This is a genomic window from Roseateles toxinivorans, assembly GCF_004362525.1.
Classification (GTDB): Bacteria; Pseudomonadota; Gammaproteobacteria; order Burkholderiales; family Burkholderiaceae_C; genus Paucibacter; species Paucibacter toxinivorans.
In genome coordinates this window covers 879,959-901,609 of sequence record NZ_SNXS01000001.1, presented here as the reverse complement: position 1 = coordinate 901,609, position 21,651 = coordinate 879,959, and the positions used below count along the sequence as shown (strand labels likewise).

Sequence of the window (21,651 nt, the reverse complement as noted above, 5' to 3'; positions counted from 1 at the left end):
CGCTATGTGGATCCCTAGGCGAGACAGCTCAGCTCTTGAGGGCAATGGTGGCGAAGGCGAAGGAGGCTATCTGGCTTCAGCGTCCGATCTGCTGATCGGGCTTTTGTTTGTGTTCATCATCCTTGTCGTGGTGTTGGCGCTTGAACAGCGGCGACAGGCGGTGGCCATGAAAGCATTGGGTGACCCGCGGGGCCAAGTGACTTTGGCGATTGGCAAGCGGCTACAGACTTTGCTGACGAATGTGGAAATTGATCCTGCAAGTGGTGTGATCCATCTGCCTGAGGATGTGCTATTTGAGCTGGGGCGTGCGCAATTGACGGATCGCGGCCGAAGTGCTCTTCAGGCATCGGCCAAGGAACTGACGGACGTGTTGCCATGTTTTGTGGCGAGTGAACGAGCCTCTCGTCCTTGCAGGGAAAACCCGGCAGGGCACACGATCGAGACTGTGTTCATCGAAGGACACACAGACAACCGGCCGCTGCTAAGGCCTGGATACGACAACACAAACTTGTCGCTGGACCGAGCGAGATCGGTTCATCAGGCTCTGGTGCAGGACACTGCCCTGGAGAAATACAAGAACGAAGCCGGCCAATCCTTGTTCTCCTTTGCAGCCTATGCCGATGCTCGCCCGCGCCAAGGAACGGATCCCGCCGATGCGAAGAATCGGCGAGTTGACCTGCGCATCGTGCTGACCTATCGGCCCTTGGAGACCCTGCTGCCAGGTACAGGTACTACGTCGCTGCTGGACAAGTCAAAGTGAGCTGGTTCGCCCCCTTGCCTGATGGATTCCCGAAGTTTGACAAGATGCTGTCGACGCGGGATGCCGTCAAGGTGATTGCGCCGCCACCCGTCCTTGCATTGGGCGAGAGGCTGCGGTCTTTGTATGCGGTCAGCCGTGAGACTGGCTATCAGCAACTGGGCTCAGGTGACCTTAGGAAGCTGCCGTACGCCTACTTCATTGACGGGCTACCGCCGTTGGCTGAGGTGGAGCCTGAGTTGGCAATTCGCTACTGGGCTTTTGAGCTGCCGCAAGCACTGTTGACTGGTCCGTCCCGCGTCAAGCGATGGCTCAGGCCCTTGTACTTTGCCTACTGCGAACGATTTGACGCCGCCGATCCAGCGTTCCAACGGTTTGCGGATCAGCTCAGAAATGAACTTGCCCGCGCTTCAGGTGCGTTTGCCGGCGAGCTAAGACGTCTGCAGGCTGAGAGCGCCTTCTTTGATCCTGCGCAGGCGCCCAAGCGTTTGGCAGCACAGTTCATTGACCGCAGGCTGCCGATTGACGACTGGCTGGAAGGGAACTTGTTGTGGCCTGAGTTCACCAATGGCGCGATGGGGCAAGCGGTGTTTCGGGCGATCCTTGCTGTGGATGGTGTCAAGCTTGTTGACGCCCATGCGGTAGACGCCGTATTAGGGTGGTGCAGCCGAATGCCGGTGCCAGTGGTCAAGACATCCCATCGCGTGGAACTGGCAACTGCGTTGCTGCGCCCCTGGATTGGCAGGCCCGTCAGCGACGCGATCAAAGCGAAGCTTTCCCGCTTTTTTATCGACGCCTATGGTGATCCTCGTCTGAGGGGGCATCGACTGGTTCAGTGGGATGGAGTGCCAGAGGAGGTTGTGCGAGTTCTGCTTCGCTGGCTTGCCGGCGAGACGCTGCGGGGCTTCATGAAGATCTTGGAGCGTACGGCGGACGAAACCTGGCGCTATCGCCAGAGGTTTTGGATGGCCTATTACGACGCAGACCACGTTGAGGAGGCATGGCTCGTGTTGGGCCGGAGCGCGATGTGGATGGCCAGGCAGATGCTGGGCCGGCAGAGCGCCGCAGGGCTAGCGGAGTTGGAAGGCAATGCTGACCCCAATCAGTCAGTGCTGCTCTTGCGCATTGGTGATCTGATCTTCACGGAGTGGAGTCACAACGGCAGTTTGAGAGCCTATCGCGACGGCACAAACGGCCCGCAGCTCTACGCGCCGCATTACAGCGCAGCCGAGCTGCGAGCAATGGTGTCTCTGGACTTCCATCAAGGGGTCAACGAACGTCCGCAGTTGGTCCACGCGAATTCAGCGAATGGCACCTGGCAGCGTAAGGCACGTGATTTCGTCAGAAGAAGAACCGGCATCCGGATGCACGACAGGGAGATATTGCTTTGAAGATTGATTTTTCTCCGCAGGGTGCGATGTGGGTGCTTGATGGCCCGGTCGTCGATTGGATTTCATCGTTGCCATTGCAGGCTGCCGCTGCGCTTGAGCAGGCCGCACAAACCTATCAGCTGAACCAGGATTCGAGTTCGATCCGCGTGCCGGCGCACGCCGTCGCCAGCTTTTCGGAGGCTGCTGCGCGGGAACTGGGTCTGCCACCCAAGGTGCCGCTCGGATTTGACGTCCGTTTGTCCGGAGCAATGGGCAAGCCGGGTGCCACCTTGGCCATTCGTTGGCTGCAACCAGGTAAAACGGTTTCGGCGCGTGGCGCGAGCGTGGAAGGGCCATGGGTTCATTGGGACGAGCGGCTCTATCGCATCCCATCGCCGATGTATGAAGCCTTGCAGCTAGCCGATGAATTCAATCGAGTGCCGGATGAGGCGCTAGATGAACAGTTTCGGGTTTGGGCGCGCTTGCGCGAACTGCTGGGAGAGGACAGTGCTGGCGGACTGACTGACGGGTTTCTGCGGTCGTTCAGGGTCGTCACCGCGACCGCATTAAGTTGGTCCTTGAGCACTGATCAGCGCGGGGACATCCAACTGGATCCGGTGTTGTTGACTTCGCAGCAAGTGGATGACGGACAAGATCCTGTTCACTTACGTGCACTGACTGAAGAAGACGAATCGGTGTTCGCCAAACGGCTAGATCAACTGCGATCTGGGGCATCGGCCTTTCCGCTGCATAACGGCACATACGTCGTCGTCGACGAAGGGCTTCAGCAGGCGCTTGCAAAGGTGAAGGAGCTGCGTCAGGCATCTCCGGCGCAGCGCCGGCAAGCGGCGCTCCGACCTGAGGCCATGCTCAAGGAGATGCTTGGGGTTTCAGAAGACGCCACGACCGTCTTTGTAGAAACAGAGCGCTATGCCGACCGCGTCAGGGACATCGCGGAGTGGGTGGAGCCTGTGCTCCCATGGATAAAGGTTAGCCCGCAGAAGTGGGATGCGCCGACAGCCTGCGGCCTTCGCATAGGTGGTGTCGAGTTTCCGCTCAGCCCGGAGTCTGTGATGGGGGCTTGCGATGCAATGCGTGAGGCGATCGCGACAGGCAAGAGCACCGTCGATGTGGACGGCGTTCACTTACCCGTTAGTGCGGCGAACTTGGCAGCGCTTGAGCAACTGCAGCAAGCTGTTCAAAAGCGCAATGCCAGCCTGAATAGTGATGTCGTTAGCCCCGACCTAGACGATCCAGCAAGCGGTAAGAAAGTTCTTGTCATCGAGACCAATCATGATGACAACTCGTTTCAGTGCTCGAAAGTTCAGGAAAGAGGCGGCAAGCCGGGACTGCCGGGGGGATTGAAGACGCCTCCCAAGGTGCACCAGGAACTGGGCATCCGATGGCTTCAGGCGCACTGGACCAGCGGAAGCAAGGGCGCTTTGCTATGTGATGACATGGGCTTGGGCAAGACTTATCAGTCTTTGGCCTTTCTGCAGTGGTTGCGTGAGCAGATGGACGCGGGTGTAATCCCAAGCAAGCCCTTGTTGGTTGTGGCGCCGGTTGGCTTGTTGCGAAACTGGGAGCGCGAGATTCAGTCGCATCTGCTTGCGCCCGGTATAGGTGACACAGTTCTGGCGTATGGGGAGCATCTCAAGGCCTTGCGGCGCGGCAAGCACCGAGATGGCACCGCAGGCCTCGACACCGCCAGCTTGTCGCAGGCCCAATTGGTGCTAGCCAACTACGAGGCGGTATCCGACTATCAGCTGAGTTTCGGTGCAGTCAATTTCGCAGCGGTAGTGCTTGACGAGGCGCAGAAGGTGAAGTCGCCGAAAGCACGTATGACCCATGCCATCAAGGGCTTGAATTGCGATTTCATGCTGGCGATGACAGGAACGCCAGTAGAAAACAGGCTCGCGGACCTGTGGTGCATCGCAGACGCAGTGCAACCCGGCGCACTGGGCGACTTGAAGGAGTTCAGTCAGCGCTTTGAGACGCCAGATGCAGATGTCAGTGTTTTGCGCAGTCTTGTGTGGCAAGAGGAAGAGGACACCTTTGAAGCGAGCACCCCTCGCATGCTGCTTCGACGGTTGAAGAGCGACAAGCTCGAAGGACTTCCTCCAAAACACGAGCACGTCATTCGCAAAGTCATGCCGGCCAGGCAGCACGAGGCATATAGCCGGGCGCTCGCGATGAAAGAGCTTTCCGGCCCCGAAGGGGTGCTTGGGATGATTCACGCGTTGCGACGGACATCGCTTCATCCCGCGCTGACTGAAGGTGGGGCACAGGCAGCAGGAGAGATTCGCGTTGAGGACTCTGCGCGCATGCAGGCCATGATCGAAGTGCTCGATCAGGTGGCGAGGGAAGGTGAGAAGGCACTGATTTTCTTGGAGTCACTTGACCTTCAGGAAGCAACCCAGCTTCCAACCCTGCTTAAGCGCCGCTACGGGTTGAAGGATCTGCCCATGGTGATCAACGGTGAAGTCGGGGCGAATCAGCGGCAAGAGCGTGTGGAGAAATTCCAAGAGACTGGCGGCTTTGATGTCATGCTGCTTTCGCCGAAAGCCGGCGGTGTAGGTTTGACGCTGACCGCAGCCAATCACGTGATTCATTTGTCGCGTTGGTGGAATCCTGCAGTTGAGGATCAATGCTCTGATCGTGTTTACCGGATCGGGCAGACGAAGCCGGTGCATATCTACTATCCGCTTGCCCTAATCCCTGGAGACGATGAACACAGTTTCGACACACAGCTGCAAATGCTGATGGAGCGAAAGCGCAGACTCGCTCAGAACCTTTTGGCAGCGCCGGCCTTCAGCAGGGAAGACTATGCGGCCTTGTTGAGTGGAATTGGCGCCGCTGCAGATGTTCGATAGCTGGCTCGACAAAAAGGGAATCGCTGCTAGGCCGAATAGGGCTGTCGGGCAGAACAAATTCCTGGGCTACGTGGGTACTGGCTCATCTGGTGATCCACTGACTTGTTAGTCTCGTCTGAACCACGGAAGGGCCTCATGCAACTCCAAGCCGACCAGATCCACTTTTCTGCGACAGACCTTGTCAACTTTATTGAGTGCGAGCATCTGACCGCGTTGGACCTACTTGGCCTGCGTGACGATGCAATGCGTTCAGGCAAGGTCAAGGCAGACGAATCTGCTGAATTGATTGCCCGCAAAGGCATCGAGCATGAGCGAGCCTATCTGGCGGCCTTGAAGGCGCAAGGTCTGACCGTCGTGGATGTTGCTGAGCTGGGCGGCTCGCTGGACGAGAAAGTCGCGCGGACCCTGGCTGCAATGCAGGCCGGGCCTGACGTCATCTACCAGGCTGCTCTTCGCGATGGCCAGCTGTTTGGCCATGCTGACTTCTTGCTGCGCGTGAATGGCCACCCATCAGCATTGGGGTCATGGCGATACGAGGTGGCCGATACCAAGCTAGCTCGGTCGCCCAAAGCCAAGTTCCTGGTGCAGTTGGCCTTCTACAGCCAGTTGCTTGCGCGCGCCCAAGGCAGTGAGCCCGCGGCAATGCATGTGGTGCTCGGTGATCAGACGCAGCGGTCTTTTCGCTGCGCGGACTACATGCACTACTTCCGCGCGCTGTTGGCGCGATTCCAGTCAAGGGTGGACGCGCTTTCCGCAGCGGAAGTAAAGACCTATCCCTTGCCATGCAGCCACTGTGATCTTTGCTCATGGCGCGAGGTCTGTGAGCAGCGCCGGCTGGACGACGATCACCTGAGCCAGGTGGCCAACATTTCGCGGGTGCAGTGGGCCAAGCTTGAGGCGCAAGGCATTGACACTTTGGCCAAACTTTCAGTCGTGCCTGACCAGGCGAAAGTGCCGCAGATGCAGCCAGATACGTTGGCGCGCTTGCGCTCTCAGGCATCGCTGCAATTTCGCGCGCGACTGACTGGGCGGCGCGAGGTACTGGTCTTGCCCCCTGATCCCGAGGCTGAGCGTGGCTTTGCGCGTTTGCCGGAACCGGATGCAGGAGACATGTTCTTCGACATGGAGGGGGATCCGCTTGAAATCGGCGGGCTTGAGTATCTGTTCGGCCTTTGGTTTCAGGACGCAGGTGACTGGCTATTCAAGGCCTTCTGGGCGCATGACCGTGCGCAAGAGAAGAGGGCGTTGGAGCAGTTCATGGATTTCGTGACGGCCCGCTTGTCACGTTATCCGCGTGCACACATCTACCACTACGCCAGCTATGAAGAATCGGCGCTGAAGAGGCTGGCAAGCTTTCATGCCACGCGCGAGGTTGAAGTCGACAACTTGCTGCGCAGACGCGCCTTGGTGGACTTGTACAAGGTCGTGCGCGAAGGCATTCGAATTTCTGAGCCAAGCTACTCCATCAAGTACGTGGAGCACTTCTACAGACCGGCGCGGGCGGGCGATGTTCAAAACGCTGGTGCCAGCATCGTGTTCTACGAACGTTGGCGGGAAACGCAGGATCCTCAGCTCTTGCAGGACATAGAGGACTACAACCGCGACGACGTCGTATCGACGCAGCAGCTCCGGGACTGGTTGCTCACGCTGCGTCCGGCTGGCATGAGCTGGCGTACTTCGATGGCACCGTCAGAGCCGGTGGCGGAAACCGGTGGTCGTGCGGAACCGAGCAGGGCGGAATTGGCCGAGTTGCGACTCGTGCCCTATCGCCAGAAGCTGGTGGATGGATTGCCGACCCAGGTTGCCGATTGGACAGACGAGGACCACCAGCGCGAGTTGGTGTATCAGCTCCTGGACTTTCATCGGCGTGCGGACAAACCTGGCTGGTGGGATCTGTACTCACGCATGGACTTGAGCGCTGAGGAACTGATTGAGAGCGCGGATTGCCTGGGTGGGTTGACCCTTGACCCGTCCTGCCCACCGTTTCCGGACAAGCGCTCGACCGTTTACACCTATTTGGTACCCGAGCAGGAAAGCAAGCTGGCGCATGGCGATGCATGTTCGCGAGCCGATACAGCGCAGTCATTGGGAAAGTTGACCTTTGATACAAATGGGCGGGCAGTCTTTCGTCTTGGGCCAAAGAAGGATCCGTTGCCGCCACACTTGAGCATTGGACCTACAGGGCCTATCGAAAATGCCACGATGGTCAACGCGTTGTATCGCTTTGCGGACAGTGTGCTTGCTGACGATGACCGCTACGTCGCGCTCAAACAGCTGCTTCGCAGGCAACGGCCGAAGCTGAAGGGCAGGGCAGATGGGCAACCCGTTCTAGCCGAGGGCCAGGACACCGTGGCAGCAAGCCTTGAGGCGGCCTCCGCCATGGATGAGACCTACCTCTACGTCCAAGGGCCACCTGGATCGGGCAAAACTTACACCGGCTCGCGCATGATTGCGAGCTTGCTATCGCGCGGGCAGCGAGTGGGCATCATGTCCAACAGCCACAAGGCCATCAACCACCTGATGGCGGGTGCCGTGCGAGTGGTCAAGGAGCTTGGGCTTGAGGTAATCGCAGTCAAGAAGGCCAGTCAAGGCAATCCTGACTCAGAGCTCGATGAAGTCGGGCTCGGCGTTCACAACGAATACAGCAACGACGATGTGCTGTGCAGTGGTGCGCAGCTGATCGGCGGGACGGCCTGGTTGTTCGCCGATGAAGATGCAGATCAATTGCTGGACGTTCTGTTTGTCGACGAGGCCGGCCAGGTGGCGCTGGCAAACCTGATTGCCGCTGGAACATGCGCCCGCAACATTGTCTTGTTGGGCGATCAGATGCAACTCGCACAGCCGGTTCAAGGCGTGCACCCTGGGCGTTCGGGCGATTCGTGCTTGGACTATTTGCTTGATGGTGCCGCCACGATCGCGCCTGACCGAGGCATTTTCCTTGCCACAAGTTTCCGTATGCACCCGGACGTCTGTCGATTCATTTCCGATGCGGTGTATGACGGTCGCCTCTTGCCGGAGGCCCATAACGCGCATCGACAGTTGGTGCTGGCGGATGGAGCACATGCGTTGCTGAAATCTGCCGGCATCGTGCATGTGCCTATCCTGCACCAGGGCTGTTCGCAGGGCAGTGAGGAAGAAGCTTTGTTGGTTCGGGAGATCTACCTCAGCGCGCTTCAGCAGAGCTATACCGACAAAGACGGTCTGATTCATTCGATGACGACCGAGAACATCTTGATCGTGGCTCCCTACAACGTTCAGGTGAACCTGCTGAAACGAACACTGCCAGAGGGTGCTCGCATCGGAACGGTCGACAAGTTCCAGGGGCAGGAGGCAGAGCTAGTAATCGTCAGCATGACGACCTCCAGCGAACAGGACTTGCCTCGCAACATCGAATTCCTGTACAGCAAAAATCGGCTGAACGTTGCTATCTCCAGAGCAAAGTGTATGGCGGTTGTCATTGCCAATCCGGCCCTGCTGGCCATCAAATGCCAGACGCCAGAGCAGATGGCACTGGTGAATACGCTTTGTTGGGTCGCCGAGGTTGGCGCGTTGTGTGACCGGTGAAAATCACCAAGCTGCATGGGAGATTACTCAGTGGATGAGAACCAAATTAATGACGCAGACCCTCTACGGCTCGACGAGCTCAAAGCGTTTGTGAACAGCACGGGACGCACTGATCGACAGATCCTGAAGCGAATTGAGTCGCTGAACCTGTCTGCTGATGCCAAAGCACTGCTTGCCGATCTCCTGAGGGTCGCAACCAAGGTCGGTGAACATCTTCTGCGCGTTGGCAGAAAGATCATCGACTTCGTCTTGCTCATGCTCGAGAAATTCCCATTGCTCTCATTCGCTGTGATCATTGCGGCGGTCGTCGCCGCGTTGCTTGGCGCTTTGCCTTTGTTGGGTGGGGCGCTGTCTGCAGTGCTGACTCCGCTTGCGTTGGCACTTGGCGTGACATGGGGAGCAAAGCTGGAGACGGAGAGTCCCGACCTTGCTGAGCGCGTGCGTGATTTCGCAACGGCATTCAGCCGTGCTGCGGCATGAGCACGTACCGCCGAGCTGCGGTATCCGCGCTCGCCGATGCTGACCAGGTCGTGGCCGATCCCTTGCGATTCAAGGCCAAGCTGGCCATCGGTGAGAACGCCTACACATCGCTGCGGTTGGTGAACCGTGCTCGCGAATTGTGGGATGTGCTTGGGGCAGGGGCAACTGGCGCAGCCGTCGCGAAGTCCACGCTGGTTGCGTCAACCTTTTTTGCGCCGTCTGGCATCTTGGGGGCGATTGGGATCGGTACGGCAGCAACGCCGATCGGCTGGGTTGCGCTGGCGGCCCTGGCATCCGGCGGGGCCTGCTATGGCGTCTATCGATTACTCGGGGACTCCAAAGGGGCTCGAGTGATCGAAATTCCAAGGTTCTTGAATACGCCCCTTGATACGCTCGGGCTTGCCATCTTTGACCTGATCAGTCCACTTGCATTGCGGTTGGCTGCGGTAGATGGAGTAGTCGAAGAAGGTGAGCGCCAAGCGTTGATTGACCACATGGTGGATGACTGGGGCTTGGATCGAACCTTCGTCGTTCAAGCTGTCTCTCTGATCGAAACGGACTTGAGGGCTGGCTCTCTGCAAGAAGTTGCTTCGGAACTGTCGGCTTTCCTTCATCAGAACCCAGACTGCAACCACGAAACCATCGCAACGGAGCTTGGCGTATTCCTGCGCAGCATGCTGGAGGCTAGCGGCCCTTTGTCACAACTCGAAGAGCAGGCGCTGGCAGACTGCATAGAGTTGATATTGACGAAGCCGAACAGCAAACTGATTCAGGCAATGCAAGGCGCCGGATATCGGGTCGGAGCGGGGGCAGAAAAGGTTGGCTCTGTCCTTGGTCAAGCCGCTGACTGGAGCAAGGAGCACATGCCAACACCTGAGCAGCTACAGGCAGGTGCTCGTCATACCAAGGATACTGCGGTGGGCGTAGTCAGTTGGGCCAGTGAACGCCTCCCGACTGCCAACCAACTGAATGAAGCGGCCAAGAGATCTGCGTTGCTCGTGTCCGACGCGGTCAAGAAGCTCAAGAAACGAGGCGGCGGTATCTGAACACAAATCAGTACTGCGGGCCTAATCCAGCGCAGCGCGATCTGTTCCTGTCTGGCCGCCAGCCACTACCTTCATGATCGTAAATCCTGCATTGGTTTGGCGCGCATGAGCGAAAGCGACGACTTTGAATACAGCCCCGCTAGTTTATGGTGGCGACACCGGCCTGCCGCTGCAATTCCGCCGCCATGAATACCATGACATCCGCCATCTTCCGTAGCATGGTCTTGCGCTCGACGGTCGCCGGCATTCCTGCCTGACTGACAGTGCCATCGACACCCCGCCCATCGTTCGGCTTTGGGCCATGCGGATACTGGTGCACCTGGGCGCCCAGAAGGGGATGCTGTCCGACAGCGGGTTCAACAACGAGTCGTTGCCCGAGGCGTTGGGCATGCGTCAAGCGGGGTCAGACAAGGCGGCGGCGTGCGATATCTAGCAACTGCGGGCGGAGCTGCACAGGCTTGATCAAGCGACTGAGCGGAAGCGCAAGCAGTTTGTGGTCCCTGCGCCGCAAATCATTGAGTACAGGAAAAATGGCTGGAATGAAACCGCATACAACACAGGCAAGCTGGTTCTTCACTGCACCCACCGATGAGGTGGCAGTCCGGCGAGGCGACCCTCTAGGCCTTCAGGCCATCGCTGAAGACATTGCGGAAAAGCTGGCTCCTGGCCTCTCCAATCGCACCATGGACGCTCGCTGGATTTCTCTTCTGTGCTGGTGTCTTCGCGAGGGCCATAGTGCATGGAAGGCGTACGGAAGCGGCGGCAAAGCCTCAGGCCAAGCCTCCATCGCCAAGGAACTCTATCCCTGGATCAAGCCCCTCGAACTCCTTTGGGTTGCGCGCGCAATAGAAGTGACCCAGGAAGCTGGCCGCGGCCGACAACTGCCGGGAATCCGGCCAATCCGAAAATGGATCGAGCAAGACAGGCGCCCCGGCCAATTCGCCTTCGCCTCCTCATCCTACGAGCAGTATCGATTTACCGGAGCGTACGGAGGTTACCGTGCACCACTTCGCGCACTTGATGGACTGACAGAAGCCGGCGCTGGCTGGCTGCCAGCCACCCAGGGTCTGCAACTCGCCGAAATCGTCAGCGCCCATGTCACCAGTCCGGCCATTTATATGCGGCAGCGAGGTCCCGCTCCCTCCCCCGAAAACCTTTGGACACGCGCGCTCGAATGGAAGCCATCGAGTTCCGACTTCATCCCAACCCTGCTCAATCAGCCCAGACAACTCGATGGCGACGAACGCGCCATCCTGCGACGTGCCCTGTTTGCCAGGCGGGGCAACGGTGATGGACAGAAGCAATCCCTGCGCCGCCTCCAAGTCGTTGAAGCGCTGGCCCGATCCGGAGCGACCGACAGGACGGAACTCATGGCGGACCTCGCGACTGTATTGAAGGCGGAAACCGACCTCGCCTGGTTGCCCCATTTGGCCTCCTTCAGCGCCTTGGCCGACGCAGGAACCACTGCTATGAACGCCTGCTGGCGCGCGGTGTCTAACGCAGGGGACCGCGTCCCCAACTCGACAGAAGTGGCTTCGATCCCCGAGGTTCGCAATGCACTTGCTGAACTTGTGAAGGCCGCGAGGCGCTGGGAATCGAAAGACTCGAACACCTGGGCCCAACGCGCTGGCACCCTGTCGCAGACGATGCTCGCAAGTCCTGGCGACCAGCCTGGGACGCTGCGCCGACTCATCCGCTTCCATTCGCAATACGGCGGGGGATTGAAGTGGGTCATCCTAGATGGCGACAAGATCAGACCGGTTGCGCGCCTGCGCGACGGCGACGCGAGCGTCTACCAGTACCGCCTTCCGGCGCTGACGCGCCTAGCCAGGCAATGCGGAGTCATCACCGGAGTCCCCCCCTTGCTCCAGGAACAAATCGAGGCAGCGCCCGCCTCCACCGAAAGAATCGCTGCATGAGCAAGCCCGCCCACGGGTTCCCCGGGTGGCGCGAGCCGACGCTGGCAGAGCCCGGCGACACAAGCCGACCGCTGCTCGCGGCTCTTCTCACCACTTTCGACCCGCCCCAGGCGGACGTATTGGTGCAAGACCTCCTTCCCGATTGGCTGGGCTTGTCCACTGCCTACGTTGACGAAGGGGCGGACAAGCTCCGGTTCTACGCCGAACTCGAAGACGGCCTTAAAAGACTCCAGGGCCGATTCACCATCGTTTCCTCGCCCGGTATCCAAGAGCAGGGCGGTCACGGCTGGATCTGGCGCTATATCCGGCGCATGCAAGTCGGCTGTAACCGGGCCGCCGTCCAGCACGCCAAGCTCTGGATGTTCCATCGCGCCGGACGGGCAGGGGAGTGCCAGACGCTGGAGGTGATCGTTTCCTCGCAGAATCTCACAGGCAGCGGCTTCCGCGACCAGATCCAGGCCGGCTGGCGCTGCGTCGTTCCGTTGGATGACACGCCGGCGGCAGAATGGAGGGATACCTGGAGCGCACTTCCGGCGTTTCTCCAAGAATTAGCAGTAGCTTGCGGCTCGGCCGGCACCGATGTGCTCAGTTATTGGAATGCCCTGCTGCAAAGGGCGGCGTGCCCCAAGGCGGCCACTTTCCTCGCAAGCGTGCCGGGGAGTCATCCAGCCGAACCTTCAGAAGGAGCCCCGGCCTGGGGGGTCGCCGGGCTGCGCCGGTTGGGAGGGCGTCGTGGCCGGTCGCTTACGGCCATGGTGCCCACCATTGGCAACTGGAGTACCGCCAATATTGAAAAATGGGCAGGACTCGCCGGACTCGGCAAGACGGACCTCTCCATTGCCTGGGTTGAACCCAGCCATCCTTGGTCCAGCCAGTGGCAGCTCAATGCACGGACCGAGTCGGCGCTGAGCGCTGGACGCGTCAACTGGTTGCTGATCGCGCCCCCACACAGTACGCGCAAGTGGAGTAGCCCCCTGTGCCAGGAGCATCGCCATGGAGATACCCGCTGGAGCCACGCCAAGCTCTATGAGATCGGATCCACTGCAGCTCGGCAATTACTATGCACCTCGGCGAACTTCAGCCGCGCGGCATGGGGCGATCCACTTGCCAACGGCATGATCGAAATCGACAACTTCGAATTGGGCGTGGCCATCCCGGCAGATGCCGGACTATCCCGCCTGCCCGTCAACCGAGACGCAACCCGCGCGACCTGTGAGACCGACTTCGTCAAGCCTGTCGAGCAACCCATCGCCTGGATGGCCGCGGAATGGGACGGCGCGATCCTGCGCATCCAGCTGCGCCTCGTCCAGGGCGTGACGCTTCAAGACCGCGTTCAAGTTCATGTTGAAGGACGCGTGCAGCATAAGACCCTCCTTCTCCCCCCAAACCACGCTGATGAAACAAGCCTCGACTGGCCTTCAGTCACGGACGCTGTTCCTCTGCGCGTTCAACTCAGGACCACCACGGGGTACACGAGCGAAGTAGCCGTCGAAGACCTTCGCCTGCTGGAGCCAGGCCAGTGGCTGTCCAATGCCGGATCCCAGGAAGAAATGCAGGACGCTGCCGACCAACTGCTCGAGGAAAAGTACGACTTCTTCGACCAGACGACCAACGGTCCACCGCCAGGTCAGGGCCAACCGTCCGCGACCGCGCCATCCAGCTACGCCGTGGCGGTATACGAGGATTCGCGCCGCCGCTTCGCCGCCATCGACCACTGGGCCGATGTCCTCCTGAAAGCCGACCCATCGGCCAGCGCAGACGTCCTTGCTGACGGCGAGCGCATCGCCAACCGGTGGGCCGCTAGTGGCATGCAGGACAGGCGTCCAGATATCGCGAAGTCCGCCACGCTTGCGGCAGGTGAGTTGCGTGCTCGCATCCAACAAGAGCGGGGGAAAAAATGATGGACGCAAGGACCTGGCGATTCTTGAGAGCCGAGAACGCTGCCGCGTACATCAAAGAGTACGAGAAGCAGCGGAAAGACGGCTGGAAGCTGTTGGAGCTCGCGACGACCCAGCGGCAGTTCAGGACGGCGCGCGACATCCTGAACCGGTTGAAGAATGGCATACGCGGTGTTCTCCTCGCCGATGACGTCGGCCTTGGCAAGACTACTGTCGCCACGCTCTGTGCTCTCGTCGTCGCCGGAAAGCAGGGCAGTGTCCGTATCTTGGCGCCGAATGAAATGATGGCCCGGCGGTGGCGGCAGGAAATCGAAATTCATGTGAATGCATTGACCGCATTTGCCGAGCGCTTGGACCTACAGGCGGTGCGGAGCAACAGGGGCGCTAACGTCAGTAAGCTTAAACCTGGGCAGATCGCAGTCTCCACGCACACAAAAGCGACGGACCTCAGATGCAATCTGTTGATCGTGGACGAAGCACACCGCACGCGGTCCGATCAAAGCCGGCTGGCAACATCAATCAAGGAACAACGTGACGACATCGATCACATAGTGGTTCTGACAGCGACGCCTTTCAGCATCGATTCGCGCGATCTGGCACGGCTGCTTGCACGGGTCGGAGCGGACGAGGATGTCATCAAGTCGATGGCTGTGTTTGCGAAGAACCTCGAAGATTTGTGGAAGGGCAAGGCCATCGGCGACCCAGCCCTGATCGCCGATCAGCTCGCCTCCAGCGCCGGTGCTGCCGTCGAGGCGATGAAGCCCTACGTGATCCGGCATGGAATCGGAAACCTCACCAAGTCTGAAAAAGCGAAGTTCGGCGAGTTTGAGACGGAAAGTCCACGCAGCGACATTGGCGACACGATGCTGGAAGCGATGCTGCGCACGGACCGCGCCTTGCTACTTGGACTTCGCACCAGGGCCTGGACAGGAAAGCGGCGGAACGACCCCAGGTACCACGTCGCCCGAGGCAAGTTGCTCGCCGACCTCGGCGACCTTGCGAAGCGGCTAGAGCACAAAACTGATGCTCCAGATGCCCGCCACGCTGCGGAACACGTCCGCACGGCGATCGCCTGCTTGCAGGATGTACCTGTGCATCCCAAGGTCGAGTCCACCGCTGCATTGGCACAGGGCATCGTAGATGCCAATGAGAAGGTTCTCGTGTTCTGCGATCACCATGTTCCCGCGGGTGAACTTGCTGGCGAACTATCGAAGCGTATGCAGCGGACTCCAGTGGCAAGGTCGCCGGACAAGAAAATCTGGCTGCAGGCATGGGAAGCCGTGCTCGGGGAGAAAGAGGGCTCCGATCTGAAGCCGGACGACCGCCTCAGGCGGCGCAATTTCGTGAACTGGTTGTGTTCCGATGGGGTCCGCGCGCAAGTGGGTGGGTGGCTGCGCCAGTCCTTGCGGCGCGGCATGCACTCGGACAACCTGGCATCGTTGCTCAGGACCCCGGGTTTTTATGTGGAGCCGAAAAGGGCGAGCATCGCCGACCAAGCCTGGGCACTCTACAAGCAGCTCATAGACGAGCAGTCTGCGTCCACTCGGACGCAGCTCCTAAGAGGTTCCCTAGCGCTGCCCGGCGCAACCTTGTCGCGAGCATGTGCAGTATGCGAAGTTCCGGAGGGCACCGATGACCAGTCCATCTACTTCCAAAACCAACCGGACACGGTGCTGGCGATCTTCAATAGTCCGTTCGGTCCGGACGTACTCGTCACCACCGACAAGCTGAGTGAGGGCGTGGATTTGCATCGGTTCTGCAGGCACCTCATTCACCACGAACTCGACCCCAGCCCCGTACGCACGGTACAACGGAACGGCCGACTGCGGCGCGTGGGCAGTTGGGCCGCGAGGACCCATAGACCAATCGTGATTTCCTATCCAGCGCTCCGAGGCACGCGTGATGAGCGCGTGGTGGAAATCATGCAGATGAGGTTGAAGCAATTTGACCTGTTGCTAGGAGGCGTGGGACAGGACATTGATCCCGACGAGAGCACCGCATCTGAACGGCACGCACTCAAAATCCTGGCGCTGGCGCAGGAGAAGATGAAAGGGCTCAAACTGTGTTCGCTCTAACGCAGGACATTGACAATCAGGCAGTTAGGGCCGTTACACAGATGGCGGAATATGCTCACTAGGACGTAGCCTTGGCCAAGTTTCACCGCCGCCAGCTTTTGCTCGTCAGTCGCCATGCCCGGCTACGTCGCCGGCATCAGGTGCTGTCTGCTGGCTATTTTGGCCAGTCTTGGACGGCGAGAACAATCGCGCCGCCGCGCTTCGCTGCGACTCCGCTGCCCTGAAGTACCCCACCAGAGTCGCAGGTGAAGTGTGCCCGGTCATGGCCATGGTCTCCCCGAGCGAGATGTTCTGTCGCGCGGCCTCGGTCACAAAACCTGAGCGCAGTGAGTGGGCGGCGAAGTCATCCGGCAAGCCGGCCAGTGCGGCACGCTCACGCACGATATCGCGCACTGCCGCCGCAGCCAGCGGCTCGCCGACCTTCTCGCCACGGCGGATCCGTCGGAAGATTGGACCGCTGACGATGCCCGAACGACGCAACCAGGCAGAGAGGGCGTCTGCAGCGTCGTCCAGGACGGGCTTCTCGCTGTCAGGTCGTGCCGCACCCGTCTGATTCGTCTTGGAGTGCAGCAGCGTAAAGCTGTAGGCCCGCTGGCCCACCTTGCGGGTGTTCTCCATCGTCGCCGCCGTCACCTCCGAGCGCCGCCGGCCGCCGCTGGACCAGCCAAAGAGGAGGAGGGCGCGGTCGCGGACGCCGCGCAGCGAATCGTCGCAGGTCGCCAGCATCGCCTGTAGCGGCTCTAGCGTCAGGGCCGCCTTCTTGTGCGGTGTGACCCCGCGCTTGGCATAGGCCCGGCGGGTCTTAGCCAGCAGCTCGCGCACCTTGGGGTCATGCATAGGGCTGGCCAGGCTCTTGAGCTGGTGGACCTTGGACAGGACGCTCAGACGCTGTTGGACGGTCGACAACGCCGGCGGGCCAAGCTTGGACTTCACGCCGCACTGGACCAGCGCCTGGTCAACGGCGTCCGGCATGGCCGACTCGAGGCTGGTGCTGGTGCGGCGCTGGACGTGATCCACGATGAACTGCTGGACGGCCGCGACCGACATCGGTAGTTCGATGGGCTGGGCATAGCGGAGCCAGTACCAGGCGGCCCAGTAACGCAGCGCCGCCTGGTAACTGCGCACTGTGTTCTCTGATTCCCCTTCCGCTATCAGCGCGCTGACGGCGTCGGCAGCCATCGGCGTCAAGCTGTCAGGGTCGAGCGCCGCGACGACTTGCGCGGCAGGAAGGACAGGTCGGAGTGCTCGTTTGCTCATGGAGATTAAGAGCTGTAATATGTATGATATATAACAGAGAATTCGTTTAGGTAACGATAACACTTTATTATCGTGACTAATGTAAACCCAGGGCAGGGCGCAGATCAAGGAGAACGAACATGGCACGCGGAATCACCGAAGACGAGGTCTGGAAGGCCTGCGATGCGCTGCTGCTCGAGGGCGCGCGGCCGACGATCGAGCGTGTGCGCCAGAAGCTCGGCCGCGGCTCCCCAAACACGGTCAGCCCGATGCTGGAGACCTGGTTCAAACACCTGGGCGCCCGGATCAAAGATCCAGGAGCCTTCTCGGCGCCAGCGACCATGCCGGACCCAGTGCACCAGGCCGCTCAACACCTGTGGGAAGTTGCCCAAGCGGAAGCGCGCCACGACTTTGACGAGCGCCTCAGGGCCAGTCTTGCTGAGGCAGCTGCCACCGTCGACGCCGAGAAGGACCGATCCGCCCTTGCCGACGCGGCGGCGGCCAGCGCCGCCGCCAGGGCCGCCGCGCTACAGACCGAACTGGTTCAAGTGCGCGAGGCGCTGGAGGGAGCGCGTGCCGCCCATGCCGGGACGGCTGCGCGCTTGGACGACGCTAGGCTGCAGTGCAGCGGTCTCCTGGCTGACCTTGTCCAGGCCAGGCTGACAGCAGACGAGACGCGGGCGCGTGCCGACGCCGCCGTTAGCGCGGCGGATGAGCGAGCACAGGGCGCCGAGCGGCGCGCTGCCCTAGAGATTGAGCGCGAGCGGCAGCTGCGCGCAAAGGCCGAGAAATCGATCGAATCCGTTGCCAAGCGCTTTGAGGAGTCCCTCAAGGCCCAAATCGCAGCGTCCGAGCAACTGACTGCCGCGGAGGGCCGACTTGCGCAGCTCAAGGCCGACTCGCGGCAACGAGAGCTGAGCCTGCTGGCGCTTGTGGATGAACGGGATGTCCGCATCCGACTGCTCGAGGCTGGGCTTGCCGACGCGCAACGGGAGCTGGCTGGACGCACCGCTCAGGAGGTGCTGTTGTCTGAGCTCGTGGCCAAGCTAGGGCCCGCTGTGAAGCAAGCCGGGGCCAACGAAGTCGATGTCGCCCATGCAAGTCGGCGCGGCTCGAAGCGCAAGAGGGAAGCAGCGTGATCGTCTCGCCCCTAGCGCACAACTGGCGCCTCAGCGTCCGGCCTGACCTGCGATCCATGAACGTCATGAACTGGGTGTTCAAGACGCTCGACATGCATGGGCCGGAGGCTCTGCCAAGTTTCGACGGCGCGACGCAGATCCTCGCCGGCTCCGACTACGGTGGGCAGCATCCTTCCTCTCAGTACGAATCGCTGGCCTTCGTAATTGCTGACTCAATAAAGCTGAGGCCATGGGACGAAGCGCGGGTGCGGTGCCGGAAGACGCATCTTCCCGACGGGCGCCGGATGGCCTTGTCGTCCCGCCGCCACGTGGTGCTCCGCCAAAAGTGGACAAGCTTCTGGACTAGTTCTCGAACGACGCCACACCTTTGCGACGAATGGTGCTTTCAATCGACGTCGTGCCCAACTCGAGGAAGCTCAAGGTCCGCCACCTTGCGCTGATGGGTTCGAACTCACTCTTCAGGCCACGCCTCGAAGACCGCAGGAAGTGACTGCCACGCTACATGCACCTTGCATAGTGTACGTTCGTACACCAAAATGCCTCAATGGGACACCCGAACACCGACACAACGCACCTGAGCCGGCTGCGGGACCACTACGCAAGGCACGGCGTTCTGCCGTCCTATGCCGGCATGGGCAAGGTGTTGGGTTTTCGAGCCAAGACCGCGGCGGTGAAGCTCGCCGAGCGTCTGTCGCTCGCCGGTTACCTGCAGCCTGCCCCCGGCGGGAAGCTGGTGCCGACGGCTCGCTTTTTCGAGTTGCCGCTGTTCGACACGCCTGTCCGAGCGGGCTTGCCACAGGCCATCGAGGGACAGGCCGCTTCAGAGTTGGTCGCCATCGAAAGCTACCTGATCGAATCGCCTTCTTCGACCGTGCTCGTCCGCGTTCGCGGAGACTCGATGAAAGACGCAGGTATCTGCGACGGCGACCTCGCCATCGTGGATCGCAATCTGGCGCCGGCTCCTGGCGCATTCGTCATCGCCTTGGTTGATGGCGACTTCACGTTGAAAGAGCTTCGCTACCAGGGCAAGCGTCCGATCCTGTTTGCGCACAATGCGGACTTCCAACCCATCCGACCTACGGGTGAGCTTGAGGTGTTCGGCGTGGTGTGTGGCATCGTCAGAAAACTCAAAGGCGGCTCGGCGGGCAGCCCTCAATACGCCCAGTTTGGAGGAACCAAGTCATGACCACCATTAGTCGCATTGAATGGACCGAACAGACGTGGAACCCAGCCGTCGGCTGCACCAAGATCTCTGCGGGTTGCAAGAACTGCTACGCCGAGACGATGGCCAAGCGGCTCAAGGCCATGGGAACACCTGGCTACGAGAACGGCTTTGCCCTCCAAATCTTGCCGGATCGTCTAAAAGACCCGGTCAAGCGAAAGAAGCCGACTGTGTACTTCGTCAACTCGATGTCGGACTTGTTCCACGAGAAGATCCCCGATGCGTACATCGAGCAGGTCTTCGACGTGATCGCGCGCACGCCGCACCACACGTACCAAATCCTGACCAAGCGGGGCGCCCGCATGGCCCGTTTCTTCAAGAAGCGCACCGTGCCCGAGAACGCCTGGCTCGGCGTCTCCGTTGAGAACCGGAAGCACGGCGTACCGCGCATCGACCACCTGCGACGCGTTCCGGCCAAGATCCGCTTCCTCTCTGTGGAGCCCTTGCTCGAAGACGTTGGCGAGCTCAACCTCACCCACATCCATTGGGTCATCGTCGGCGGCGAGTCCGGACCCAAGGCCCGGCCGATGAAGGAGGAGTGGGCCGACAGCATTCGCACCCAGTGTGAGGAGCAGGAGGTTGCCTTCTTTTTCAAGCAGTGGGGCGGTTGGGGCGCCGATGGCAAGCGCCGCGCCAAGCACGCCAACGGACGGTTGCTGAACGGCCGCACATGGGACGAAATGCCGGCTGGCACGGTCAGTCAGCTCGGCGTTTGAGTTGATCAGCGTGGAACCGCGCGGTTAGGATCTGGCATCCGCACTGCGCCACCCACGATGGTCAAACGAGACGACAAGTACTCTTGGCACGTAGGCAGCTGTCCCCCGCCTATCGATCCACACAGTCTGGTCAAGCACCAGATCGTCAGAAGCTACCTTGAGCGGTACATCCAGGTGCTGATGAGCAACGTGCTCATCGAAAAGCTGACGCTTTCCGTCGTGGATGGCTTCGCCGGCGGTGGCGAGTATTCAGGCGAGAACGCCGGCGACTTCCATGATGGCTCGCCGCTGATTGCTATGAAGACAGTGGCCGAGCAACAAGTGGTTCTCAACGTAGGCCGCCAGAAGCCGCGCCACGTCGACGCCAAGTATTACTTCGTCGAGAAGAAGCGCGGGAACTTCGCGTACCTGAGCAAGCTGGTCGGCGCTACCGTCGAGCCAAGCCGAATTGGCCGGGACATTGAGCTGCTCCAAGGCGCGTTCCAGGAGCGGGTCGGCCCGATCATCAACGACATCCGCAAGCGCGCCGGCGGAGAACGTGCGATCTTTCTGCTCGATCAATACTCGTATGACCAGGTGCCGGCACCGCTGCTCAAGACGATCTTCTCGAGCGTTAAAGGCGCAGAGGTGCTGCTGACCTTCAACGTGGACTCGCTGGTCACGTTCCTGAGTAACACCGAGCAGAGCCGAAAAAAGCTCGAGGAGATCGGGTTGGCCCGCTACATCGACTGGGATTCCCTCGACCAGCTCAAGGCGGCCGGAGGCAATGTCTGGCGCTCGGCGATCCAACGCAACCTCGCCAAGGGCCTGGTCGAAATCAGCGGCGCGAAGCACTACACGATCTTCTACATCACGCCGATGGGCAGCACGTCCTGGACTTACTGGCTCGTGCACCTGTCCAACAGCTTCAAGGCGCGCGACGTGATGATGGAACTCCACTGGGAGAACGCGAACCACTTCTCGCACTACCTGGAGCCAGACATCTTCACCCTGGGCTACAGGACCAACTCCGATCGAACCGCGACCGGGCAGGACACCTTCGACCTCGGCGAAGCACATCACTTCGATGCCATTGCAAATCAGCGGTGCCTGGACGGCTTGGCCGCCAAGCTCGTACCGGCAATCTACGACCTAGGCAAGCCGACGCGATTCGGTGATGTGTTGGAGAAGATTGGTAGCGCTACGCCAGGTACGGCCGACATGATCCGGCAGTCGCTCGACGCTGCGATCCGCAACGGTGACATTGGCGCGGCTGCCGCAGCCGGCGGCGGCAAACGAATCCGCGGCTCGACCTTGCGTCCTGACGACGTTTTGACTGCCGGCCAGCAGCGGCCGATCGTCTTTCTTTGAGCGCCA

General features: G+C 60.5%; 14 protein-coding genes. 13 read left to right on the top strand and 1 reads right to left on the bottom strand.

Annotated features, from left to right (window positions below; translation table 11 throughout):
* The first annotated feature begins 4 nt into the window (after positions 1 to 4).
* From DES47_RS04000 to DES47_RS03960, 9 genes are all read left to right on the top strand, one after another.
* Positions 5 to 760, top strand: coding sequence for an OmpA/MotB family protein (locus DES47_RS04000; protein ID WP_133699342.1), 756 nt, complete (start codon positions 5 to 7; stop codon positions 758 to 760).
* Positions 757 to 2,148, top strand: a complete 1,392-nt coding sequence (locus tag DES47_RS03995) for an EH signature domain-containing protein (protein ID WP_133699341.1) — start codon at positions 757 to 759, stop codon at positions 2,146 to 2,148. Before DES47_RS04000 ends, DES47_RS03995 begins: the two co-directional genes overlap by 4 nt.
* Positions 2,145 to 5,000, top strand: a complete 2,856-nt coding sequence (locus tag DES47_RS03990; protein WP_133699340.1) for a DEAD/DEAH box helicase — start codon at positions 2,145 to 2,147, stop codon at positions 4,998 to 5,000. Before DES47_RS03995 ends, DES47_RS03990 begins: the two co-directional genes overlap by 4 nt.
* A gap of 135 nt (positions 5,001 to 5,135) precedes the next feature.
* Positions 5,136 to 8,564 carry a TM0106 family RecB-like putative nuclease gene (locus tag DES47_RS03985; protein WP_133699339.1) on the top strand — a complete coding sequence of 1,143 codons (3,429 nt, stop codon included), beginning with the start codon at positions 5,136 to 5,138 and terminating at the stop codon, positions 8,562 to 8,564.
* Positions 8,565 to 8,594: 30 nt separating this feature from the next.
* Positions 8,595 to 9,044, top strand: coding sequence for a hypothetical protein (locus DES47_RS03980; RefSeq protein WP_133699338.1), 450 nt, complete (start codon positions 8,595 to 8,597; stop codon positions 9,042 to 9,044).
* Positions 9,041 to 10,090 carry a hypothetical protein gene (locus DES47_RS03975; RefSeq protein WP_133699337.1) on the top strand — a complete coding sequence of 350 codons (1,050 nt, stop codon included), beginning with the start codon at positions 9,041 to 9,043 and terminating at the stop codon, positions 10,088 to 10,090. The genes DES47_RS03980 and DES47_RS03975 overlap by 4 nt, the downstream gene beginning before the upstream one ends.
* Before the next feature lie 458 nt (positions 10,091 to 10,548).
* Complete coding sequence (locus tag DES47_RS03970) at positions 10,549 to 12,009, top strand: hypothetical protein (protein ID WP_133699336.1); 1,461 nt, start codon at positions 10,549 to 10,551, stop codon at positions 12,007 to 12,009.
* On the top strand, positions 12,006 to 13,910 hold the full coding sequence (locus DES47_RS03965) for a phospholipase D-like domain-containing protein (protein WP_166651845.1): 1,905 nt from the start codon (positions 12,006 to 12,008) through the stop codon (positions 13,908 to 13,910). The genes DES47_RS03970 and DES47_RS03965 overlap by 4 nt, the downstream gene beginning before the upstream one ends.
* Positions 13,910 to 15,982 (top strand): SNF2-related protein, encoded by a 2,073-nt coding sequence (locus tag DES47_RS03960; protein WP_208114895.1) that lies wholly within the window; start codon positions 13,910 to 13,912, stop codon positions 15,980 to 15,982. Before DES47_RS03965 ends, DES47_RS03960 begins: the two co-directional genes overlap by 1 nt.
* A gap of 105 nt (positions 15,983 to 16,087) precedes the next feature.
* On the opposite strand, the gene DES47_RS03955 is transcribed toward DES47_RS03960, so the two are convergent.
* Complete coding sequence (locus tag DES47_RS03955; RefSeq protein ID WP_243748142.1) at positions 16,088 to 17,239, bottom strand: site-specific integrase; 1,152 nt, start codon at positions 17,237 to 17,239, stop codon at positions 16,088 to 16,090.
* A 119-nt stretch (positions 17,240 to 17,358) separates the two neighbouring features.
* On the opposite strand from DES47_RS03955, the gene DES47_RS03950 reads away from it, so the two are divergent.
* The 4 genes from DES47_RS03950 to DES47_RS03935 all read left to right on the top strand — a co-directional run bounded on the left by DES47_RS03950 (position 17,359) and on the right by DES47_RS03935 (position 21,645).
* Positions 17,359 to 18,357: a DNA-binding protein gene (locus tag DES47_RS03950; protein ID WP_133699333.1), complete on the top strand. Its 999-nt coding sequence runs from the start codon at positions 17,359 to 17,361 to the stop codon at positions 18,355 to 18,357.
* A 544-nt stretch (positions 18,358 to 18,901) separates the two neighbouring features.
* A complete protein-coding gene (locus DES47_RS03945; RefSeq protein WP_133699332.1) occupies positions 18,902 to 19,543 on the top strand; it encodes a LexA family protein in 642 nt (213 codons plus the stop codon).
* Positions 19,540 to 20,295 carry a DUF5131 family protein gene (locus DES47_RS03940; protein WP_133699331.1) on the top strand — a complete coding sequence of 252 codons (756 nt, stop codon included), beginning with the start codon at positions 19,540 to 19,542 and terminating at the stop codon, positions 20,293 to 20,295. The genes DES47_RS03945 and DES47_RS03940 overlap by 4 nt, the downstream gene beginning before the upstream one ends.
* 57 nt (positions 20,296 to 20,352) lie before the next feature.
* Positions 20,353 to 21,645, top strand: a complete 1,293-nt coding sequence (locus tag DES47_RS03935) for a three-Cys-motif partner protein TcmP (protein ID WP_133699330.1) — start codon at positions 20,353 to 20,355, stop codon at positions 21,643 to 21,645.
* The last annotated feature ends 6 nt before the right edge of the window (positions 21,646 to 21,651 follow it).

Excerpts from the sequence above, each read along its gene's own strand:
- DES47_RS04000 (WP_133699342.1), top strand. The coding sequence starts at position 5 with ATGTGGATCCCTAGGCGAGACAGCTCAGCTCTTGAGGGCAATGGTGGC.
- DES47_RS03985 (WP_133699339.1), top strand. The coding sequence starts at position 5,136 with ATGCAACTCCAAGCCGACCAGATCCACTTTTCTGCGACAGACCTTGTC.
- DES47_RS03975 (WP_133699337.1), top strand. The coding sequence starts at position 9,041 with ATGAGCACGTACCGCCGAGCTGCGGTATCCGCGCTCGCCGATGCTGAC.
- DES47_RS03965 (WP_166651845.1), top strand. The coding sequence starts at position 12,006 with ATGAGCAAGCCCGCCCACGGGTTCCCCGGGTGGCGCGAGCCGACGCTG.
- DES47_RS03960 (WP_208114895.1), top strand. The coding sequence starts at position 13,910 with ATGGACGCAAGGACCTGGCGATTCTTGAGAGCCGAGAACGCTGCCGCG.
- DES47_RS03955 (WP_243748142.1), bottom strand. The coding sequence starts at position 17,239 with ATGAGCAAACGAGCACTCCGACCTGTCCTTCCTGCCGCGCAAGTCGTC.
- DES47_RS03950 (WP_133699333.1), top strand. The coding sequence starts at position 17,359 with ATGGCACGCGGAATCACCGAAGACGAGGTCTGGAAGGCCTGCGATGCG.
- DES47_RS03945 (WP_133699332.1), top strand. The coding sequence starts at position 18,902 with ATGGGACACCCGAACACCGACACAACGCACCTGAGCCGGCTGCGGGAC.
- DES47_RS03940 (WP_133699331.1), top strand. The coding sequence starts at position 19,540 with ATGACCACCATTAGTCGCATTGAATGGACCGAACAGACGTGGAACCCA.
- DES47_RS03935 (WP_133699330.1), top strand. The coding sequence starts at position 20,353 with ATGGTCAAACGAGACGACAAGTACTCTTGGCACGTAGGCAGCTGTCCC.